At 70.9% G+C, this 22,029-nt stretch carries 15 protein-coding genes; 4 read left to right on the top strand and 11 right to left on the bottom strand.

Annotated elements, in window-relative coordinates; translation table 11 throughout:
- Positions 1-212: 212 nt before the first annotated feature.
- The 10 genes from OXN85_03060 to OXN85_03015 all read right to left on the bottom strand — a co-directional run bounded on the left by OXN85_03060 (position 213) and on the right by OXN85_03015 (position 15,300).
- On the bottom strand, positions 213-1,781 hold the full coding sequence (locus OXN85_03060) for an AMP-binding protein (protein ID MCY3598940.1): 1,569 nt from the start codon (positions 1,779-1,781) through the stop codon (positions 213-215).
- Positions 1,778-2,671, bottom strand: a complete 894-nt coding sequence (locus OXN85_03055) for a xanthine dehydrogenase family protein subunit M (protein MCY3598939.1) — start codon at positions 2,669-2,671, stop codon at positions 1,778-1,780. Before OXN85_03055 ends, OXN85_03060 begins: the two co-directional genes overlap by 4 nt.
- A complete protein-coding gene (locus tag OXN85_03050; protein MCY3598938.1) occupies positions 2,668-5,016 on the bottom strand; it encodes a xanthine dehydrogenase family protein molybdopterin-binding subunit in 2,349 nt (782 codons plus the stop codon). Before OXN85_03050 ends, OXN85_03055 begins: the two co-directional genes overlap by 4 nt.
- A complete protein-coding gene (locus OXN85_03045; protein MCY3598937.1) occupies positions 5,013-5,513 on the bottom strand; it encodes a (2Fe-2S)-binding protein in 501 nt (166 codons plus the stop codon). Before OXN85_03045 ends, OXN85_03050 begins: the two co-directional genes overlap by 4 nt.
- 14 nt (positions 5,514-5,527) lie before the next feature.
- Positions 5,528-7,546 (bottom strand): Ig-like domain-containing protein, encoded by a 2,019-nt coding sequence (locus OXN85_03040; protein MCY3598936.1) that lies wholly within the window; start codon positions 7,544-7,546, stop codon positions 5,528-5,530.
- 95 nt (positions 7,547-7,641) lie between these two features.
- Positions 7,642-9,321 (bottom strand): asparagine synthase B, encoded by a 1,680-nt coding sequence (gene asnB / locus OXN85_03035; GenBank protein MCY3598935.1) that lies wholly within the window; start codon positions 9,319-9,321, stop codon positions 7,642-7,644.
- Between the two features lie 3 nt (positions 9,322-9,324).
- The gene (locus OXN85_03030) at positions 9,325-11,649 is read right to left on the bottom strand and encodes a choice-of-anchor B family protein (protein ID MCY3598934.1); all 2,325 of its coding nucleotides are present in this window, start codon (positions 11,647-11,649) and stop codon (positions 9,325-9,327) included.
- Between the two features lie 3 nt (positions 11,650-11,652).
- Entirely contained in the window at positions 11,653-13,095 is a 1,443-nt protein-coding gene (locus OXN85_03025; GenBank protein ID MCY3598933.1) for an MBL fold metallo-hydrolase, read from the bottom strand.
- A gap of 217 nt (positions 13,096-13,312) precedes the next feature.
- On the bottom strand, positions 13,313-14,476 hold the full coding sequence (locus tag OXN85_03020; GenBank protein MCY3598932.1) for a M20 family metallopeptidase: 1,164 nt from the start codon (positions 14,474-14,476) through the stop codon (positions 13,313-13,315).
- Positions 14,473-15,300 (bottom strand): zinc ribbon domain-containing protein, encoded by an 828-nt coding sequence (locus OXN85_03015; GenBank protein ID MCY3598931.1) that lies wholly within the window; start codon positions 15,298-15,300, stop codon positions 14,473-14,475. The genes OXN85_03020 and OXN85_03015 overlap by 4 nt, the downstream gene beginning before the upstream one ends.
- A gap of 138 nt (positions 15,301-15,438) precedes the next feature.
- On the opposite strand from OXN85_03015, the gene OXN85_03010 reads away from it, so the two are divergent.
- From OXN85_03010 to OXN85_02995, 4 genes are read left to right on the top strand one after another with little or no spacing between them, the layout of a single operon-like run.
- Entirely contained in the window at positions 15,439-15,876 is a 438-nt protein-coding gene (locus OXN85_03010) for a cytochrome c maturation protein CcmE (GenBank protein ID MCY3598930.1), read from the top strand.
- Between the two features lie 30 nt (positions 15,877-15,906).
- Positions 15,907-17,973: a heme lyase CcmF/NrfE family subunit gene (locus OXN85_03005; protein ID MCY3598929.1), complete on the top strand. Its 2,067-nt coding sequence runs from the start codon at positions 15,907-15,909 to the stop codon at positions 17,971-17,973.
- Positions 17,970-18,524 carry a redoxin domain-containing protein gene (locus OXN85_03000; GenBank protein MCY3598928.1) on the top strand — a complete coding sequence of 185 codons (555 nt, stop codon included), beginning with the start codon at positions 17,970-17,972 and terminating at the stop codon, positions 18,522-18,524. Before OXN85_03005 ends, OXN85_03000 begins: the two co-directional genes overlap by 4 nt.
- Positions 18,524-19,060: a cytochrome c-type biogenesis protein CcmH gene (locus OXN85_02995; protein MCY3598927.1), complete on the top strand. Its 537-nt coding sequence runs from the start codon at positions 18,524-18,526 to the stop codon at positions 19,058-19,060. The genes OXN85_03000 and OXN85_02995 overlap by 1 nt, the downstream gene beginning before the upstream one ends.
- A 69-nt stretch (positions 19,061-19,129) precedes the next feature.
- Here the strand turns inward: OXN85_02995 and acnA are convergent, their stop codons facing one another.
- A complete protein-coding gene (acnA, locus tag OXN85_02990; GenBank protein ID MCY3598926.1) occupies positions 19,130-21,913 on the bottom strand; it encodes an aconitate hydratase AcnA in 2,784 nt (927 codons plus the stop codon).
- Between the last annotated feature and the right edge of the window lie 116 nt (positions 21,914-22,029).

The raw sequence follows: 22,029 nt of genomic DNA, 5'->3' as shown, positions 1-22,029 counted from the left end.
ACGGCCAGAAGAAGCAGTCCTGATTGAGGGGCTGCGAGAGATCGTAGAGTTTCATGAGTGATCGGCTCCACTCGGTTCGATGTTGTGGCGGCAAGAACCAACGGCCGTACGCTCCCGCATCCGCTCGGGGAACGCAATGCCGGCGGCTGGCGGCACGAGCCCCGCTGCGTTCGCCCGGCGCTGACGCGGGGCGTTGTCGTGGGCCGCCGGGGTCACGACGATTCGGCCGGGGCGTCGAAGAGCGCCTGCACGGCCGGTTTCCGAACCTTGCCCATCGCGTTCCGCGGCAGGTCTGCGACGCAGAGCCAGGCGCGCGGCACCTTGTAGCGCGCGAGCCGCTCCCGGACCCACGGATCCAGCCGCTCGGGGAGGGAGTCGGGCCCCGGCGCCGCGTCGGGCTCGGGGACGACGGCGGCGGCGACCCTCTCTCCCCACTCCTCGTCCGGGATTCCGACCACGGCGCAGTCCCTCACATGCCGGTGCGTGCGCAGCAGTTCCTCGATCTCGACCGCCGAGATCTTGTAGCCGCCGCTCTTGAGGATGTCGACGGAGCGGCGCCCCAGAAGACGGTAGTAGCCATCCTCGAGGACCGCCTCGTCTCCCGTCAGGAACCATCCGTCGGCGAAGGCGGCCGCCGTCTCCTCGGGACGCCGCCAGTATTCGGAGAACACCATGGGGCCGCGGATCCGGATCTCGCCCGACTCTCCCGGCGCGACGACTTCCATGCCGTCCGCGAGCACGCGCCCCGTGGCCGCGCGCACGAGACGCAGGCCGACGCCGGGGAGCGGCTGGCCCACGGTGCCCGGCCGCCGCTCGCCGTCGTACGGATTCGAGAGCCCCATGCCAATCTCCGTCATGCCGTAGCGCTCGAGGAGGCGGTGCCCCGTGATCTCCTCCCAGCGCTCGAACGCGCGCACGGGGAGAGCGGCCGAACCCGACACCATCAGCCGGAGGGCGCCCACGCCCCGCGACCATCGCCGACGGGTGGAGCCTTCGGCGGCATCCCAGGCGCGCAGGAGCTTCGCGTAGATCGTCGGCACGGCCATGAACACGCTGATGTCGCCCGAGGCGAGTCGCTCCCACGTGACCGACGGCTCGAACGACCCGCCGAACTCTACCGCGGCTCCCGCGGAGAGCGGACAGCAGAGCGCGTTGACCACGCCGTGCGTGTGGTGAAGGGGAAGGACGTGGAGGATGCGGTCGTCGCGCTCCCATCTCCACGCGTCGAGCAGCGACCGGATGTGCGCCTCGATCTGGGCGTGCGTCGTCACGACGCCCTTGGGGCGTCCCGTCGTGCCGCTCGTGTAGAGGATCATCGCGGGTCGATCCGCCCCGATCGAGGGCAGCGGGTCCGGGTCGGGCACGTCGGACGCCGAGGAGCCCGCTTTCGCATCGCCGGCGTCGTGAAATGGGATGCCGCGCTCCCGCGCCGGGCCCTCGACCCGACGTCCCGTCTCTCCGGCCCCGATGAGCGCGGCGCAGTCCGCATCGTCGATCACGTATTCGATCTCGCGCGCGGGATGGTCGGGACATAGCGGGACCGCGATCCCGCCGGCGCGCCAGATCGCCCACTGGGTGACGACGTACTCGAAGCCCGGCGCCATGAGGAACCCGACCCGGGCCCCGTCCAGATCGGCGGCGCCGGCTCCGTCAAGGAGATGTCGGGCCCACAGCCGCGATTGCGCGGCGAGTTCGCCGTACGTGCGGGACGCGCCATCCGCGAGCACGGCGACGCGGTCCGACCACTCCGGGGGCGGGCGGAAGAGCGCGGGGCCGGTCAAGTCCGGGCGCGAGCCGCCGCGAGCGACACCACCCGGGCGGTCAGGGTGCGGACCAAGTGCCGGCGGTACGCCTCGTTCGCGTGCATGTCGGCGGCGGGTTCGGAAGTCTCCGCGCATGCGGCCGCTGCGGCTCCGATCGCTTCCGCCGTAGGCTCCGCGCCGACGAGCGTGCGCGCGGCCTCGCTCATCAGGCAGGGGGTGGCCCCGCCGTTCACAAGCGAGATGGCGGCGGCGCAGACCCCGCGGGAGTCCAGGCGCACGCGCGCCGCCACGCCGGCGAGGGCGTAGTCGCCCCGGCGCCGGGCCACCTCGTCGAAGGCCGTCCCCTCCCCCGGGGCGGGCGGGGGCACCTCGATGGCCGTGAGGAGTTCATCGGGTTCCAGCACGGAGAAGAAGGGGCCGAGGAAGAAATCGTCCAGATCCAGGGTCCGCTCCACCCTGGAGCCGGACTCTCCTCCCCGCGGGCGGCGGGCGATCCGGACCCGCGCCCCGAGCGTGAGGAGGACGGCGGGCAGTTCCGCGGCGGGATCGGCGTGCGCCACGGAGCCTCCCACCGTGCCCCGCGAGCGGATCTGGGGGTGCGCGATGAAGGGCGCCGCCTCCGCGAGGAGCGGGGCCCGCCGCGCGATGAGCGGATCGCACTCCAGTTGGCGATGCCGGACCATGGCGCCGAGACGCAGCCCTCCGTCCCCCATCTCCTCGACGCCCGCCAGCTCCTCGATCCCGTTCAGGTCCACGAGACGTTCCGGCGCCGCGAGACGGAAGTTGAGCATCGGGACGAGGCTCTGTCCGCCCGCGAGCGGTCGTGTCTCGACGGACGCATCCGCGAGCGCCTCCAGCGCTTCGTCCAGGTCGGCCGCCGCCAGGTACTCGAAGGGCGGCGGCTTCACGACGCCCCCCGGAGGAGTTCGAACAGGCGGCCGGGGCTCAGCGGGATGTCGAGGATCTCCAGTTCCGGGGCGATGTCGGCCAGCGCGTCCTCGACGGCCTGCGCGAAGGCGGCGGCGACCGGGATCGCGCCGCCCTCCCCCACGCCCTTCGTCCCCAGCGGGTTCAGCGTCGAAGGCGTCTCGAGGTGGGCCGTCTCGATCGGGGGCACGTCCGTCGATGTCGGGAGCAGGTAGTCCATGAACGAGGCGTTGCTCGTGCCCCCGAACTCGTCGAACACGAGTTCCTCGTAGAAGGCGTTTCCGATCCCCGCCGCGACGCCGCCATGGATCTGGCCTTCCACGATGGTCGGGTTGATCACCGTCCCGCAGTCGTGCACGACGATGTAGCGCAGGATCTCGACCATCGCCGTCTCGGCATCCACCGCGACGACGATGGCGTGCGTCCCGTTCGCGGTCGTCCCGTACGGCGGGCCGAAGTACGAGGTCGCCTCGAGCCCCGGCTCGGTCCCCGGCTGCACGGCCCCGCGCAGCGGGTTGGCGCTCACCGCGAGCGCGCCGAGGTCGACGGACAGGTCCGGGGCGCCCCGCACGCGGGCGGCGCCGTCAACGAGTTCGAGGTCTTCGGGATCGACCTCGAGCGCGTCAGCGGCGTGGCGCAGGATCTTCTCCCGCACGGACTGCGCCGCGGCGTGGATCGCGTTGCCGGCCACGACCGCCCCGCGGCTCGCGAAGGTGCCCGTCCCCCAATGGAAGTCGCTCGTGTCGCCTGTCACCACCCGCACGTCGGACGGCGCCACCCCGATGGCATCGGCCACGATCTGCGCGAAGGAGGTGAAGTGCCCCTGGCCCTGGGTGCCCACGCCGGTCGCGAGACGAACGGTGCCGCTCGGCTCGACCGTAATCCGGGCGCCCTCGTAGGGGCCGATCCCCGTCCCTTCCACGTAGTTGACGACGCCGACGCCGACCACGCGTCCGTCCGCCCGCGCCCGCTCGCGTTCCCGCGGGAACGTCTCGTCATAACCGACGAGACGCACGGCCTCTTCGAGCGACTCCTCATAACTCCCGCTGTCGTACCGGAGCGGGGCGAAGTCCTGGTACATGACCTCGTGGTTGTAAGGGAACTCGTCCGAACCGATCACGTTGCGGCGGCGGATCTCGACCGGATCGATGCCGAGGCCGCGCGCCGCGAGATCGAGCAGGCGCTCCATGACGAACACGCCGTGCTGCCGGCCAGCGCCGCGCACGGGCGTGACGATCGGCTTGTTCGTGAAGGCGACCCGGAACTCGCTCTCGTAGTTCGGCACCCGGTAGGGCCCGAGCAGCGTGCACTGGCTGTTGATGGGGATCGTGAGACCGTAGGGGTCGTACGCCCCCGAGTCGTGGATGAAGATGTCGCGCACGCCCAGGATCCGGCCCTCGCGCGTGACCGCGATCTCCGCCTCGTGCAGTTGCCCCCGCTCCTGTGTGGTGGCGAAAAAGTTCTCGTACCGGTCCTCGACCCACTTCACGGGCCGCCCCAGTCGGATCGAGGCCCAGGGAATGAGGATCTCCTCCGCGTAGAACATGATCTTCGGGCCGAAGCCGCCGCCGACGAAGGGGGCGATGAAGCGCACCTGCGACTCCGACAGGCCGAGCGCCGCGGCCACGACGTTGCGCACGGGGATGGGGGCCTGTGTCGTATCCCATACCTGCAACCGGTCGGCCCGCGCGTCCCACTCCGCCACGACGGCCCGGTTCTCGATCGCGCCCCCGATCCCCCGGTCGTAGCTGAAGCGCCGCTCCAGGACGAGATCGGCCCGCGCGCGGGCGGCGGCGTAGTCCCCCTTCGCCTGCCGGACGTGCGCGGCGAGGTTCGACGGGAGGTCTTCATGCACGCGAGGCGCGTCCTCATCGAGCGCCCGCCCGAGGTCCACGACGGGATCGAGCGGCTCGATGTCCGCCTCCACGAGCTGGGCCGCGTCCTCGGCCACGTAGCGGCTGTCCGCCACGATCATCGCCAGCGCCTCGCCCTGATGCCGGATCCGCTCGCGGACGAGGGGGAGCGCCGTGCGCGCGTGGAACACGAGCCCCTCGAGCGGCGGCGGCGGGACGAGCACGGCGCCGGGACGCAGGAGCGGACCGAGGTCGGCGGCCGTGAAGACGGCGTGGACGCCGGGGTGCGCCCGAGCGCTCGCCACATCGAGCGCGCGCAGCCGGCCGGCAGGCAGGTCGCTGCGCACGAAGGCGACGTGCAACGTGCCCGGCGGCTCGACGTCCTCCACGAACTGCGCGCGGCCGGTCAGCAGCCGCGCGTCCTCGTTGCGCGGCACCCGCGCTCCGACCCACGTCCCGCCCGCCCGGCTCACGGTTCCCCCTCCGCCGCGAGGCGCTCGGCCGCGAGCGCGACGCCCTCCACGACGTTGTGATAGCCGGTGCAGCGGCACAGGTGCCCGGACACCGCCTCGCGGATCTCCCCCCGCGAAGGCGCCGGATTCTCGCGCAGGAAGGCCTCCGCCGTCATCAGGATGCCGGGGGTGCAGAAGCCGCACTGCAGACCGTGCGCCTCGTGCAGCGCCCGCTGGACCGGGTGCAACTGTTCGACGGAGATCGCTTCCCCGGGCGCCGCCGTGGCGAGCCCTTCGACGGTCGTCACCTCGTGCCCATCGATCTGTACCGCGAACATGAGGCAGGCCCGAACCGGTTCCCCGTCCAGTTGCACGGTGCACGCCCCGCACACCCCGTGCTCGCATCCCACGTGCGTGCCGGTGAGCCCGACGTCGGAGCGCAGAAAGTCCGACAGGAGGAGGCGCGGCTCCACCTCCCCGGACCACGCCACGCCGTTGATCCGGGCGGATACCCGCACCGAGCTCGATCCGGCTACGGGACGAGTTCCTGGCGCGGCTGGAGCTTCACCGCCCACAGCCCGCTGAAGTACTCCGCGAAGAAGAGGTTCCCCTTGTGGATCTGCGGCCCCCAGGTGAAGGGCGCGTTCGCCACTACGCCGTCCGGATCGTACGCCATGTAGCGTGCGATCTCCCGGCCCTGCTCGCCCAGGTTCCCCTTCAGCTCGCCGGAGATGTCGAGGACCCGCAGCCCGCCGTTGTAGAACGCCGCGTACAGCTTGTCGTCGTCGATCCACATGTTGTGCGAGCCTGCCTCGGGGATCTCGTAACGCGCGACCTCCTCCGGGTTCTCCGGGTCCGTGAAGTCGACCACGTGTATGTAGCCCGACATGAACATCGGCGTGCGATCCGGGTCCTGTCCGTCGAAGCCCGGACGCCCCGCCTCGTCTCCCATGAACACGTAGAAGCGCCCCGTCGGACTCCGGTACGGGAAGGCGGCGTGCGTCCGCCCGCCGATGTCGCGGAAGCGCGCGATCTCGACCGGATTGGACGGAGAGCCGCCGCGGTCGCCGCCCCCCACGTCGATGAGCACGACCCCGTCGCCCCAGTTCGAGGTGTACGCGATCCCGTCCACGATCCAAATGTCGTGGATCGCGTGCCCGGGCGTGTCGAGTTCGAACCGGCCCACGCGATGCGGGGTGGCCGGGTCCTCGATGTTGATCACGTCGAAGCGGCGCCCATTGTTCACCGCGTACACGTGACCGTCGTGGATGAAGAGGTTGTGGACGCCGCCGGTAAGCTCGTCGTCGAACACGGAGATCGTCGTCACGTCCCGCGGGTTCCGGCAGTCGAGGATGACGATCCCGTTGCGGCGGTTGGAGGCCCCCTCGCGCGAGATCACGCAGACCTCGCCGTCCTCGCTCACCTTCACGTCGTTCGTCGTGCGCGCGTTGACGACGACAGAGTCGGTGAGGACGGGGCTCGCCGGATCCGTCACGTCCCAGAAGTAGACGGCGCCCGCGGCCGCGTGCGTGCCGGTGATCGCGTAGTCGCGCCCGTCGACCCCCTCCCACACCCACAGGTCCGAGGTACGCTCGTTGTTGACCTGTCCATGACCCACGAACGTGACTTCCTGCGAGGCGTGCCGCGGATGGACCTCCAGCGAGGTACGCGCGGCGCGGCCCGGCACGTTGGCGACGACCGTGTACACGCCGGGGAAGTAGGCCACGAACCGGCCCTGACCATCGATCTCCGCCGGGGGGATGTCCGCCGTCGCCTCGATGGAGGGGTCCGACATCACGGTCCAGGTGACCGGCAGGTCGCCCACCGCGCCGCCCATCGCGTCCTCGACGGCCGCTTCGAACCGCACCACGTCGCCCGTTCGCGCCCGCTCCGCGCTCCCCGACACCGTCAGGCGAGCGGCGGGGTTCTCCCTGACATCGTAGCGGACCTCCGCGGCGATGCCTTCCGCTTCCGCCTGCAGCACCACCTGCCCCGATGCGTGCGCCGTGAGGATGCCGAAGCGGTCCACGGTCGCCACGCCCTCGTCGGAGGTGGACCAGCGGATCTCGCCATCGCGCTCGTCCTCGGCCGTGTCGAGCAGCGTCGCCCGGTGACGCGTCGCGACGCCGACGTACGTCGACCCGCCCGAAGGCGTCACATCGATCCGGTCGAGCGGGGGAAAGGTCACGCTCACCATGGCCTCCCCACGCAGCCCCCTCGCGCTTGCCACGATCGCGGAGACCACGTATTCCCCACCCCTGACCGCCCTCACGCGGCCCGTCGTGCGATCCACGTCGAGGCTCCGGCGCGCGCTCCCCGACCGCCCGTCCGCGAAGGCGGGGAAGAAGAGCACCTGGGCGTCGACCGCGTTCCCATCCGCATCCAGGACGCGGACCTCCAGCGTGGCCTCTTCCCCCACCTCCAGCGACAGCGCGCTCGGCACGACCTCGACCGAAACCGCCTCCTGCGCCGCGGCGGGAGTCATCGCGGCGAAACCGGCGGCCGAAAGCACGAGGAAAGTGAGGAGTACGGAGCGGGCGGGGATCTTCATCGTTCGACCTCGTCTGCGGGACGTGCGGATCAAGACGCCCCAAGATGCCCGCCCCGCAAGCGACGGCGCAAACCCGTCGGGGGTCGCCCAGGCGTTCAGTAGCTGTGGGCGTGGACGCCCTGGACGGCTCGGCCGGAGGGGTCGGCCATGCCGGCGAAGGCGGGGTCCCAGGCGATCGCGGCGGGGGTGCTGCAGGCGATGCTCGGACCCTCCGGGACGCAGCGGACGGCCGGCTCGCCGGGGAAGTGCGACGCGAAGATCGAGCGGTAGAGATACGCTTCCTTCGTGAGCGGCGTGTTGGTGGGGAACCGCGCCGCCGCCCTGGCGAGCTGTCCGTCGCCGATCTCGCCCTCGGCCATCTCCTTCAGGCTGTCGATCCAGGAGTAGCCCACCCCGTCGGAGAACTGCTCCTTCTGGCGCCACAGGATCTCGTCCGGGAGGAGTCCCTCGAACGCCTCGCGCAGGATGTGCTTCTCCATGCGGCCGTCCGCCGGCCGCTTCGACTCCGGGTCGAGAGCCATGGCCACGTCGAGGAACTCGCGGTCGAGGAAGGGGACGCGCGCCTCCACGCCCCACGCAGCCATCGATTTGTTCGCGCGCAGGCAGTCGTACTTGTGGAGCTGGTCCAGCTTGCGGACGGTCTCGTCGTGGAAGGCCCGCGCGTCGGGGGCCTTGTGGAAGTAGAGGTAGCCCCCGAAGACCTCGTCGGCGCCCTCGCCCGAGAGCACCATCTTGATCCCCATCGCCTTGATGCGGCGGGCCATGAGGTACATCGGCGTCGACGCCCGCACCGTCGTCACGTCGAACGTCTCCAGGTGCCTGATGACGTCGGAGATCGCGTCGAGCCCCTCCTGAAGCGTGTAGACGATCTCGTGGTGCACGGTGCCGATCGCGTCCGCCGCCGCGCGCGCCGCCTCCACGTCCGGCGCCCCTTCGAGCCCGATGGCGAACGAATGCAGCCGCGGCCACCAGGCCTCCTCGGCATCCCCCGTCTCCACCCGCCGGCGCGAGAACTTCATGGCCAGCGCGGAGATGATCGACGAGTCGAGACCGCCCGACAGCAGCACACCGTACGGCACGTCCGACATCAGTTGCCGGTGCACCGCCTCCTCCAGCGCGGCGCGCACGCGCGCCGGATCCGTCGCTCCGCCCGCCACCGCGTCGTACTCGCGCCACCCCGGCCGGTAGTACGGCACGGGCCGGCCATCGCCGCTGCCGCTGTCGAGCATGTGCCCCGGCGGGAAGTCGTGGATCTCGGGGCAGGTGTCGATGAGCGCCTTCATCTCGGAGGCCACGTAGAAGCGGCCCTCCGCGTCCCGTCCCGTGTAGAGCGGCATGACGCCGATGGGATCGCGTGCGATCAGGTAGCGGTCGCGCGTCTCGTCGTAGAGCGCGAACGCGAAGATCCCGCTCAGCTCGTTCAGCCACTCCGCGGGGTCGTCGGGCCGCCCTTCGTACAGGGCGAGGATGACCTCACAGTCCGAGCGGGTGCGGAACGGATAGCCGCGCGCCGCGCCCTGCTCCAGAGCCCGGTGGTTGTAGATCTCCCCGTTGACCGCGAGCACCGTCGTGCGGTCGGGGCCGAACAGGGGCTGCGCCCCGCTCTCCACGTCGACGATGGAGAGCCGTTCGTGGGCGAGGATGGCCCGCTCGCCCGCGTAGATGCCGCTCCAGTCCGGCCCGCGGTGCCGCTGGCGCCGCGAGAGGTCGAGCGCTCGGCGGCGGAGACCCGCGGCGCCGGGCTCGATCTCGAAGATGCCGAGGACGGAACACATCGGTCAGGGAACAAGCCGCTCGTCCCGCGCCTTCACGAGGAACAGTCCCTCGCGCCGGCTCGAGAGGAGGATCGTCCCGCTCTCGAAGTACGGATAGACGCTCCATGTGCCGTCGAAGCCCGCCGCGTCCTCGCCCCAGGGCGTGGTATCGAAGCTCCCCGCCTCCGTCGGGTTCTCGGGGTCGCTGATGTCGAGCACGCGCAGGCCCGCGCGGTTGTTCGACATGTAGAGGCGGTCGCCGCGCACGTAGAGGTTGTGGTCCGTGACTCTCGTGTCGCTGTAGTACTCCCGGACGAGGAGCGGATCGTCGAGGTCCCGCAGATCCCACACGAGGGTCCGCGTCGCGTCCACCTGCCCGCTCACCTCGTCGAGTTCGTCGTTGGAGTAGAAGTACGCGTGGTCTTCCGTGAGCCAGCCCTGGTGCGCGTAGGCCACGTTCGGGTATTCGGCGCGCGCCACGGCGACCGGGTTCGATTTGTCCGTCACGTCGGCGATCGAAATCGCCGTCTCGTTCGCGTTCACGCAGATCTCGCGGCCCGCGTAGTCCTCGTCGGGGCCGTGGTAGATCACGCACTGCGTGTCGTGCGAGTTCCCGGTGTTGCGGCGCCCGGTGTTGGGGTGGGCGAAACAGCCGACGAACACCGGATTGAGCGGGTCGTTGATGTCGACGATGTGCGAACCGCCGCCGCACGTCTCGCCTCCGCCGGAGGCGCCCACCAGGTACGCGAAGCCCGTCTCCTCGTTGATCGCGACGTTGTGGACCGAGGCGACCTCTTCATACAGCGCCGTGGGCTTCCACTCCCGGGGCTCCGCGACGTCGCGCAACTGGGTGAGGTCGAAGACCTGCATCCCGTGCTGTCCCGCCCCGTCGGCGACGACGAACATGTGGTCCCTGAACACCTTCATGTCGCGCCACGTGTTCGACCGGCTCCCCGGCGTCTTGGCGAAGTTGCCCAGATACCGCGGGTTGAACGCGTCCGTCACGTCCACGAACGCGATGCCGTCCATGCGGCCCACGAGCGCGTATTCGCGTTGCGTCGCCGGATCGGTCCACCCCCACACGTCGTTCAGGCGGATGCCGCGGGGGGCGCCGAGTTCCTCCCGAGGGATGAAGGAGAGGAGATCCACGCGGTCGCAGTCGAAGCCCTCGGCAAGCCCCTCCTCGCAGTCGATCTGGCCGCCGGAGATAGAGGAGAGCCCGACCTGCTCGCTCACGAGCCGGACCAACCCGTTGGACCTGGCGTCCATGAGCACGGCGGACCCGGCTCCGAAGTCGTCGGCGGGCAGACCCGCGATCACTAGGCGGTTCCCCGCAGCCACCACGCGTCCCACCTGGACCGGTTCCCGGCCCGGCATGTCGAACCCGGCTTCAGCGGTCCAGCCGTCGTCGGAGGGTTCAACCCGATACACGAGACCCCTTCCGGCGGCGAGGGGCGCACCGACCCACACGACATCGCCGTCCACGGCGAGCGCGGCGCCGAACGCGGTGGGGGCCGCGTTGTCGGGCGCCACGGTCCCTGCGAGCTGCCACTCCCCGGCGGCGTCCCTCGCGAACCGGTGGATGGCGCCGAGCCCGGCATCCTGACCGGCCGCGCCGACCAGCGCCTCCTCGCCGGCGAACGCGACCGCCGACCCGAAGGCGCGTCCCGCCTCGCCGCCATCGCCGCCGAGTCGCGCGACGCGCTGCCAGCCCGCGTCCGCCTCGAAGCCGAACAGGTACGCTTCGCCGCGACCCTCATCGACGAGCGGCGCGCCGACGAGCGCGAGGTCGCCACCGAGCGCGATCGAGGCCCCGAACCCCGCCGGTGCGCCGTCCGCCGCCAGGCGTGCTCCCTCCTCCCAGCCCCCGTTCACGCGCCGGTAGGCGACGACGACGCCCATCCCGCCGGGGCCGTCCGCGGCCGCCACAAGGAGGTGCGTGTCCCCGGCGGCCAGCGAGCGCCCGAACGCCTCCAGGCCGGGCGAGGAGATTTCCGCGGCGTGCCGCCATTCGGCGCCCTCGCGCTCGAACACGTGGACGGCGCCCGCCCCGGGCGCGCCCACGAACAGGTGCGAGCCGGTGGACGCGAGCGCTGCCCCGAAGCCATCCCGCACCGCCGCGGCCGGCGCATACAGCGCCTGGACCTCCGTCCAGCGGCCGTCTCGGAAGACGCGCACGCTTCCGGGCTCACGCTCGGAGGTGGGCTCCCCCACCAGAACTTCGCCCCCGCCCACGAGCACCGAAGTGCCGAATCCCTGCGCGGCGAGCGCTGCGGGAGCCGTCGCCCCGGCCAGGGCGAACACGACGAGAGCGGCGGCGAGCGATCGGATCTTCATGACTGTGACCATGATTCAGGGTCCTCCGGTTTCGAGCGATCCCGCGTATGCGGTGAACAGGTCGTTGATGTAGTGCACGTCGCGGCCCTCGCGGGCCAGGTAGCTGGCGGCCACCGCGGCCCGGGCCCCGCTCAGGCAATGTACGAGCAGCGAACCGTTCGACGGCAGCCGGTCCGCGTAATCGGGCAGCCGCGTGTAGGAGGCGTTGACCGCCCCGGGCAGGTGCGACGCGGCGTATTCCGCCGCGTATCTCACATCGAGCACGTCGCCCTGCCCGCTCGTCGACAGCCGGCTCGCCGCTTCGAGGTCGATCTCCGGAATCGCGGCCGCCTCCCCGCCTTCGTCAAAGTACCGTTCGAGCGCTTCCGGCTCCACGAAGGCCCTCACGTCGTCGAACCCGATCCGCACCAGCCGCCGCACCGCCCACTCGAGATCCGTTTCATCGGCGACGAGCGTGATCGCCGCGCCCTCCTGCAGGATCGAGCCCGCCGCCGTGCAGAAGGATCTCGTTAGGGGAACATAGACCGACCCGGGGAGGTGCCGGGCCATGAACGCCGACCGGTCCGACCGCGTGTCGATCACGACTTCCCGGGCGCCCGAACCCGCCCCGGCGCGAGACGCCGCTTCCCGCGGCGAGACTCGGCCCGGCCGCGGAAGACCGCCCAGCAACGGGGCCCCGTCCCGGTTGTCCCGCTTCATGCGGGCGAAGTACATCGGCGGCTCGGGCTGTCCCTCGAGGATGTGGGAGACGAACGCGTCCTCTCCCTTCAGCGCCGCAGCGATCGCCGGGCTGAAGCGCCGCTCGTAGCCCACGGTCGTCTCCGGCACGGCCCCGAGCGCCTTCCCGCACGAGGAACCCGCGCCGTGGGCCGGCCACACCTGCAGGTAGTCGGGCAGGTCGAGGAAGCTCCGCACCGAGCCGTACAGCCGGCGCGCCGCGGGCGTCATCGCTCCCGTGACCCGCGCCGCCGTCTCGAGCAGGTCGGGCCGGCCGAGGTCGCCCACGAAGACGAAGTCCCCGGAGAGGAGGCCCATCGGCTCGTCGGCCCCCGCGCCGCGGTCCGTGACCAGAAACGACAGGTGCTCGGGCGTGTGCCCCGGCGTATGCAGTGCCCGGAAGTCGATGTCGCCGGTTTCGAAGCGGGCGCCGTCCCGGAGCGGCACGTGGTCGTAGCCTCCGTCGCGGGCCCACTCGTAGCGCCAGTCGGGGCCGCCCTCATCGGACAGGTAGAGCCGGGTGCCGAAGCGTTCGGCGAACTCCCTCGCGCCGGAGAGGAAATCGGCGTGAATGTGGGTCTCGGCCACGGCAACGATGCGCAGGGCCTCGCTCGCCGCGAGGTCCACGTAGCGGTCGATGTCGCGCTGGGGATCGAAGAGGATCGCGTCTCCGGTACGCTGGCACCCGATGAGGTACGCGTACTGCGCGAGCGTGTCGTCGAAAATCTGTCGAAAGAACATCTCGTCGAAGCCGCCTCTCGAAGCCTTCCGGCGGGCCGGTCGCTGCTAGCAGCCCGTGGCAAAACCCCGCTGCGTTCGACCGGCGCTGCACTTCGCCTGAAACGCTGCGCTCTGCGTCGCTCCTCGGTCAAATAGCGCTGCTATTCTCTCTCGTCGCTCCTTGTCAGGCGAGCGCTTCACCGCCCTCGGCGCTTACGCGGGGTTTTGCCACGGACTGCTACGGCGCCGCGATCAGCCCCGCCAGCAACGCGACGCGCTCCACGGCCCGGTCGATCCACACGAACTCGTGCCGGGCGTGGGCGCCGTCGCCCACCGCCCCCAGTCCGTCGAGCGTCGCCGTGTACTGGCTCGTCAAGTTACCGTCCGAGCCGCCACCCGCCGATCCCTCCTCGAGTTCCAGGCCGATCTCGTCCGCCACCCGGAGCGCCCGCTCCCAGAGGGCGACGTTGCGCGGCGTGCGCTCCAGCGGCCCGCGCCTGGCGACCTCCGTGACCTGGATCCGCGTCCCCGGCACGGTGGGCTCCAGTCCGAGCATCCCCTCGCGGATCCGGTCGGCCTCGGCGGCCGTCCACACGCGGACGTCCACCTCGCAACTCGCATACGCCGCGACGACGTTGGAGCGGGAGCCGCCCTCGATGACTCCGACGTTCATCGTCGTCCCCGTCCCGGAGTCGGCCAGGCGGTCGATCCGCCGGATCGCGTGGGCGAGTTCGAGGATCGCCGACGCCCCCTCTTCCGGGGCGAGTCCCGCGTGCGAACTCCGTCCCGCGACCTCGACGCGGTACTGGCCGATCCCCTTGCGCCGCGTCTTGAGCCGGCCGCCGGGGCCCAGCGCGGGTTCGAGGACGAACGCCCGGGACGCGCCGTGCGCGAGATCGCGAATCAGCGGCTCGGATTCGGGGCTCCCAATCTCTTCGTCCGAGTTGATGAAGAAGGCGGGTGCGACGCCCGCGTCCAGCCCGAGGTCCCGCAGCGCCCGCAGCGCGAACACGCCGATCGCGAGCCCGGTCTTCATGTCGAAGGCGCCGGGACCCGAGAGGCGGTCGTCGGTCACCCGCACCGGCATTTCCCGCAGCGTGCCGATGGGCCACACCGTGTCCATGTGTCCCACGAGGAGTTGTGGTCCGTTCGCCGCTGCGGGGCTCCGCGCCAGCAGGTGACCTCCGCTCGCCCGTCCCGGGATGTGCTCCACCTCCAGACCGAGGTCGGTCAGGGTCTCCGTGAGGATCGCGCGGATGCCGCGCTGGGCCTCCGGGTCGGTGGACGGGGATTCCTCGAGCACGAGTTGGGAGATGAAATCGACGAACTCGTCGCGGAGGTCGGCCATTCGGCCGCTCACGGCCTGCGCGGGCGTGCGTCCGTTCGCGCCGGAGCCGGTCACGCGTCACTCCCTCCGTCTCCGCCGTCCGTTTGCAGCACGCTCTCGATCAGCGTCCGGTGGGCCTGGTATTCGGGGAGGTCCGGAATCCCCCCGGCTTCCTCCACCCCGGTCCGTATTCGGGCTCTGAACGCCTCCGCCCCCTCCGCGTCGCCCTCGAAGTCGGCCGCGCGCGCGGCGAGCAGGAGCCCGAGCAGGTGGTCGGGATGCGCGGCGAGGATCTCATCCGCCTGTTCCCGCGCGAGACCGGACGCTCCCGTGAGGAGGCGGAGGAGGCCGACGTGGAACCGCGCATCGGAGTCGATCTCTTCCGGCGGGACGGCGTCGTACGCCTGCAGCGCCATGTCGATAAAGAAGGCGGCGCGCTCGAAGTCGCCGCCCTCGTGCTCCCGCATCACGCGCTCGAAGAGCCGGTCCGCGACGCCGCGCGGGCCCATGGCGGCGAGTTCCTCCATGCTCGGCATGGCGGCGCCTCCGGCGTTGCCCGACGACGCCGCGGGGCCACCGGTCGTCTCGCCCGGGAGTCCGCCCGTCATCGTCATGTCCCCGACCCGCGTCACGCTCCCCAGCTGGACGAGCACGGCGATCATTACGGAGAAGACCGCGAGCCCGAGGCCGGAAAGGACCCACGGGAGCAGCGCCGAGCGAGGCTTCCGCGGCGCAGCGCCCACGGGCGTACCGCAGGCGGTGCAGTAGAGGGCGTTCGTCCGGAGCGGCGCCTGGCAGGCCGGACATAGCGCGCGCTGGACGAGCGGGGCCCCGCATTGCGCGCAGAAGTTGCCCGAGGCGGGGCTCCCGCAGCGCGGGCACGCCACGGTCCGGCTCATTGGGAGTGCTTCTCCTTCTTCGAGGCGAATCCGGTCCACCCCGCGAGGTTCGCGCCTCGGCGGTCCTGTGGCAAGCGCGTGGAGAAAGGTGCATCTTGCGGGGCATTCCGCACGATGGTCTTTGAAGGCGAGGGAACGTTGAGACGGAAACTCTGGATGCTGGCGGGGCTCGGGGCGATCGCGGGGGCGATCACGGTGCTCGCGGCGGGCGGGTTGAACGAGAACATGGTGTTCTTCCTCACGCCCGCCGAACTCGAGGCGCGCGGAGTCGAGGTCGTGGACCAGCCGATCCGGCTCGGTGGCCAGGTCAAGCCGGGGAGCGTGGACTGGAATCCGGAGTCCGCCGAACTGCGTTTCGTCATCGGCGAGGAGAACATCGAGATCCCCGTCGAGAGCACGGGCGCGCCCCCCTCGATGTTCCAGCCGGGGATGGGGGTCGTCGTCGAAGGAGCCTACGGGAACGATGGCGTCTTCCGCGCCACGAACCTGATGGTGAAGCACTCGAACGAATACGCCCCTCCGGAGCACGCGGGCGACGCGGGCCAGGTCTACAAGTCCCTCCTCGAAGACTCCTGACGACCCGGTGAAGCCGTACGGAGTGGCCGGATGCTGAGCACGCTCGGCTACGCGTCCGTCATCGCGGCGCTCCTGGCTGCAGCCCTGGCCACGGCGGCCGGCGGCTGGGCCGGCCTGTCACGCTCCGGCGGCGAGGTGTCCACGGCCCTGGCCCGCCGTGCCGCCTACTTCGCCTTCTTCGCGATGTCCGCCGGCATGCTCGTAATGGAGGTCGCCCTCCTCACGCACGACTTCAGCGTCGAGTACGTGGCGCGCGTGGGGAGCCGCGAGACGCCGACCTACTACACGGCGATCTCGCTCTGGAGCAGCCTCGAGGGCTCGATCCTCTTCTGGGGCTGGATCCTCGCCGGCTACGGGGCGCTCTTCGCCTTCACCCGCCGCCGCGAGTTCGGGGCGCTGCGGACCGCCGGCGAACCGCTGACCGCGCTCGGGGGCGGACTCGCGCACGGCCTCCGCACGACCCCGCTCGTCCTTGCCGTCATCGGCGCCGTGCAACTCTTCTTCTTCGGACTCCTCGCGGGAGCCGCGAATCCGTTCGGCATCGTGGATCCCGCGCCGGCCAACGGCCCCGGACCCAATCCCCTCCTCCAGAATCATCCGCTCATGGGCCTGCACCCGCCCATGCTCTACTTCGGGTTCGTGGGGATGACGGTGCCCTTCGCCTTTGCGATCGCGGGCCTCCTGCGCGGGAACGTCGAGGCGCGCTGGCTCAGGGACGCCCGCCGCTGGATGGTCGCCGCGTGGGCTTTCCTCACCATGGGGATCATCGGCGGCGGCTGGTGGTCGTACGAGGTCCTGGGCTGGGGCGGCGCCTGGGCGTGGGATCCGGTGGAGAACGCGTCCTTCCTCCCCTGGCTCACGGCCACCGCCTTCCTGCACTCCGCGATGGTCCAGGAGCGGCGGGGGATGCTGAAGACGTGGAACCTCACGCTGATGATCTCGACCTTCCTCCTCACCCTGTTCGGGACGTTCCTCACGCGGTCGGGCGTCATCGACTCCGTACACGCCTTTACCGAGGGCGTCATCGGGCCCGTGTTCCTCGCCTTCATCGCCGTGGTGGCGATCGCGTCGCTGGCCCTCATCGGGTGGCGGAGCAACCGGCTGCGCGCGCCGGGTCAGGTGGAGAGCCCCGCCTCGCGCGAGTCCGCCTTCATCCTCAACAACCTCCTCTTCGTGGGCTTCACCTTCACGGTCCTCCTCGGCACGATGTGGCCGCTCGTCGTGGAGGCGCTGCGGGGGGACCGGATCAGCGTGGGACCGCCGTACTTCGACCAGGTCGCGAGCCCGATCGGGCTGGCGCTCATCTTCCTGATGGGGGTCGGGCCGGCGCTCCCGTGGCGGCGGGCGGGGCGGGAGCAGTTGAAGCGGTCGTTCGTGTGGCCGGCCATCGTCGGGGCCGCGGCGGGGCTCCTCGCCTTCGCCCTCGGCGTCGGGTATTTCCTCCCCATTCTCACGATCGCCTTCGCCGCCTTCGTGCTGACGACGATCACGGACGAGTTCCGGAAGGGGATCGAGGCGCGGCGGAGGATCGCGGAGCGCTCGTTCCTTGGCGCGCTGCGGGATCTGTTCGCGCGCACGGGGCAGCGCTACGGCGGCTACGTGGTGCATGTGGGGGTGATCGTCATCGCGCTCGCGATCTCCGTCTCGTGGACGTGGAAGACGGAACGGGAGATGACGCTCCGGCCCGGCGAGCGGCTGGCGATCGAGGACTACGAGGTGGAACTCATCGACGTGTGGGGGCGGGAGGAACCGCACCGGTTCGTCATCGGGGCGACGTTCGCGGCCTACCGTAACGGGCGCGGGATCGGCGAGGAGCGGCCGCGGATCAACTTCTACACCGCGACGGGACAGAACATCGCGACGCCCGCCGTGAAGAGTTCGCTCACGAGCGACCTCTACCTCACGCTGATGGCGGTGGACCCGGAGAGCGGGGCGCACGCGACCGTGCGGGCGATCGTGAATCCGGGGATCGTCTGGCTCTGGATCGGGGGGATGATCATGGGCGTGGGCGCCCTGATCGCGATCTGGCCCTGGGGCCGGAGCCGGGTGCGGGCGGCGGGGGCCGAACTGCTTGCCGATCCGGCGGCCGCGGCATGAAGGGCTGGTGGCGGTGGGCCCTGCCCTTGGCGGCCGTGCCCGTCCTCGCGCTTCTCTACTGGGGGCTGGGGCAGGACCAGCGGCGGCTTCCGTCCGCGCTCGAGGGCCGCGAGGCGCCCGCGTTCCGGCTCGCCAACCTCTACAACCCGAGCGATTCGGTGCGCCTGAGCGACTTCGAGGGGAAGGTCGTCGTGCTCAACTACTGGGCCTCGTGGTGCATCCCGTGCATCGCCGAGCATCCGGTGCTCGTGCGGCTGCGCGAGACGTACGATCCGGACGAGGTGGCGCTCATCGGCGTCCTCTTCCAGGACAGGCCGGAGAACGGGATGCGCTTCATCGAGGAGCTGGGCGGGGAGTGGCCGCTCGTCACGGATCCGGGGAGCCTGACCGCGATCGAATACGGCGTGTACGGGGTGCCCGAGACGTACTTCATCGGCGCCGACGGCGTGGTCGCGCTGCGGCACGATCTCGCGGTGACGTGGGACCTTGTCGAGCGGAACGTGGACTCGCTCCTCGTCGCGCGCGACGCCGCCGGTCCGGCGGGAAGCTGATGTCGCGCGTCGCCGTCGCCGCCGCCGTGCTCGCCGTGACCGGCGTGACCCTTGGCGCGGCGCCCGCCGCCGCCCAGACCGTTGACGGGGCCCTCGACGGCATCGAGCGGCCGGCCGCCCCGGGCGACCCGGTCCGCAGCGCCGAAATCGACCAGCGGACGGCGGAGATCGGCGCCACCTTGCGCTGCCCGATCTGCCGCCAGCAGTCCGTCGCGGAATCGTCTGCGCGCATCGCTCGCGAAATGCAGGACGTGATCCGCACCATGCTCATGGACGGTCGCACCGCCGAGGAGATCGAGGCCTACTTCGTAGAGGCGTACGGCCCGTGGATCCTCCTCAAGCCCCGGGCGGAGGGCATGAACCTCTTCGTCTACGCCGGTCCCGGCCTGGCCTTCCTCCTCGGCGGATTCCTCGTCGCGCGCCGCATCCGCCGCGGCCGGAGTCGCGACGATGAAGCGCGCGACGAACCCGCGCCGCTCGACCACCTGCGGAAGGCGGACCGGAAGTGGCTGGAGGCCGCGATCAAGGGGTCCTGAACGGGTCCCGGGCGCCGGGAGACGTTCCCGCGGGAACGTCCCTGCCACGACCGCCCGACACCCCCAGGCTCAGGCTTCCAGTTGTTGCCGCAGGACGGTCTGGAGGATGCCGCCGTTGCGGTAGTAGTCCACTTCGACCTCCGTATCGAGCCGGGCGATCGCCTCGAAGCGCGTCTCCGAGCCGTCATCGGAGACCGCCGTCACCGCGATCGCGTCCTTCGGCTTCAAGCCGTCCGCGATGCCCCTGATGTGGAACGTCTCGCCGCCGGTGAGGCCGAGGGTCTCGGCCGTCTCCCCGTCCCGGAAGCGGAGGGGCAGGATCCCCATCCCGATGAGGTTCGAGCGGTGGATGCGCTCGTAGCTCACGGCGATGACGGCCTTCACGCCCAGGAGGAAGGGCCCCTTGGCCGCCCAGTCGCGGCTCGACCCCGAACCGTAGAGCGCACCGCCGATGACGATGGTGGGCGTCCCCTCCTCTCGGTAACGCGCGGCGGCGTCGAAGATCGTCATCTGTTCGCCGCTCGGGACGTGGCGGGTGAACCCGCCCTCCACGCCCGGCACCATCAGGTTCCGAAGCCGGACGTTCGCGAACGTCCCCCGCATCATCACCTCATGGTTTCCGCGCCGCGCCCCGTACGAGTTGAAGTCCCGGAGCGCCACGCCATTTGAACGGAGGTAGTCCGCGGCGGGCGAGGTCGGCGCGATCCCGCCGGCCGGGGAGATGTGGTCCGTGGTGACGGCGTCGCCGAGGAGCGCAAGGCAGCGCGCTCCTTCAACGTCGGTGGGCGCGGCGGCCTCCTTCGACATCGCGGCGAAGAAGGTCGGCTGGCGCACGTAGGTCGAGGCCTCGTCCCACGCGAAGCGGTCGCCCACGGGAGTATCCAGCGCATTCCAGCGCTCGTCTCCCGCGTACACCTCCGCGTACTTGGCGCGGAACATCTCCGTCTTGACGGCGGTGCGGACGGCTTCGTTGATCTCGTCCTGGCCCGGCCAGATGTCGCGCAGGAAGATCTCCTCGCCCCGATCGTTCGTCCCCAGCGGCTCGCTGTAGAGGTCGATGTCCATTCGGCCCGCGAGCGCGTACGCGACGACCAGGGGAGGCGAGGCGAGATAGTTGGCGCGCGAATCGGGGCTGATGCGGCCCTCGAAGTTCCGGTTCCCGGAGAGGACGGAGCAGGCGACGAGATCGTTCTCCCGGATCGCGCTCGAGATCTCGGCCGGGAGCGGTCCGGAGTTCCCGATGCAGGTCGTGCAGCCGTAGCCCACGACGTGGAAGCCGAGCTGCTCGAAGTACGGCATGAGGCCGGCTTCCTCGAGGTACTCCGTCACGACCATCGACCCGGGGGCGAGACTCGTCTTCACCCACGGACGCTGCTTGAGGCCCGCCTCGACGGCCTTCCGGGCGAGGAGGCCCGCTCCGACCATGACCGACGGATTCGACGTGTTGGTGCAACTCGTGATGGCCGCGATGACCACGGACCCGTCGTGAAGCGAGAACTCGTGCGCGTCGCCCTGTTCGTCGGTCAGACGCACGGCAACGCCGGCCGGGGCCTCGGCCACCGCCACGCCGCCGTCCCCGGCACTGCCGGACCAGCCCGTCATCTGCGTCAGGCCGCCGGCCCCGGCACCCGGCCCCTTGAGCCCGTCGAGCGCGTCCAGGAAACGCGGCTTGCTCTCGGTCAGCGGCACGCGCTGCTGGGGCAGCTTCGGGCCCGCGATCGCCGGTTCGACGGTCGAGAGGTCCAGTTCGACGTGGTCGCTGTATTCCGCCGCGGGCGTGTCCGCGTCGTGGAAGAGGCTCTGGGCCCGGGCGTATGCCTCGACGAGCGCCACCTGCTGGTCGGAGCGGCCCGTGAACCGGAGGTAGGAGAGCGTCTCCGCGTCGATGGGGAAGATCGCGCAGGTGGAGCCGAACTCGGGCGACATGTTGCCGAGTGTCGCCCGATCGGCGAGCGAGAGGCCGGCCAGACCCGGCCCGTAGAACTCGACGAACTTGCCGACGACGCCGGCGCCGCGCAGGACCTCGGTGACCCGAAGGACGAGATCCGTCGCGGTGGCGCCGTCCGGGAGCCGCCCGTGGAGCCGGAAGCCGAGCACGCGCGGGACGAGCATGGATAGCGCCTGCCCGAGCATCGCCGCCTCGGCCTCGATGCCGCCCACGCCCCACCCGAGGACGCCGAGACCGTTGATCATCGTGGTGTGGCTGTCCGTGCCCACGACGGTGTCGGGGTAGGCCATGCGCTCGCCCGCCGTCGCGTCGTCGAACACGACCCGGGCCAGGTACTCGAGGTTCACCTGGTGGACGATGCCCGTGCCCGGCGGGACGACCTTGAAGTTGTCGAACGCCGTCTGCCCCCAGCGCAGGAAAGCGTAGCGCTCGTGGTTCCGCTCGAATTCCCGCTCCGCGTTGATGAGGAACGACTGCGCCGTGCCGAACGAGTCCACCTGCACCGAGTGGTCGATGACGAGTTCGCACGGCATGAGCGGGTTGATCGAGGAGGGGTCGCCGCCCAGTTCCGCCATCGCGTCGCGCATCGCGGCCAGGTCCACCACGGCGGGCACGCCGGTGAAATCCTGCAGGAGCACGCGCGCGGGGCGGAAGGAGAGTTCGCGGCCCGGCGTGGTCTGAGCGTCCCAGTTTGCGATGGCGGCGATGTCGTCGGCCGTCACGGATTGACCGTCCTCGTGCCGGGCCAGGTTCTCCAGCACGACCTTGATCGAGAACGGAAGGCGCGACAGGTCGCTCCCCGTGGCCGAGGCGACGGCCCGCAGGTCGCGGATCGCGACGGGGCCTCCGGGAGCATCCAGCGAAGCGCGCGCGCCGAAGGAGTCGAGATGGGGAAGGTCGGACATGGTGGACCTCATCGAGACCGCGAAGGGTTGTTCCTCCCTGGCAACGTATCGAACCCGAGGCCCCGAATCGACCGGAGAACGGGGGAGTCGGGTTGAACGCAGGTTGAACATGAATG

This window comes from Candidatus Palauibacter australiensis, assembly GCA_026705295.1.
GTDB lineage: Bacteria > Gemmatimonadota > Gemmatimonadetes > Palauibacterales > Palauibacteraceae > Palauibacter > Palauibacter australiensis.
This window is presented reverse-complemented; position numbering and strand designations above follow the sequence as displayed.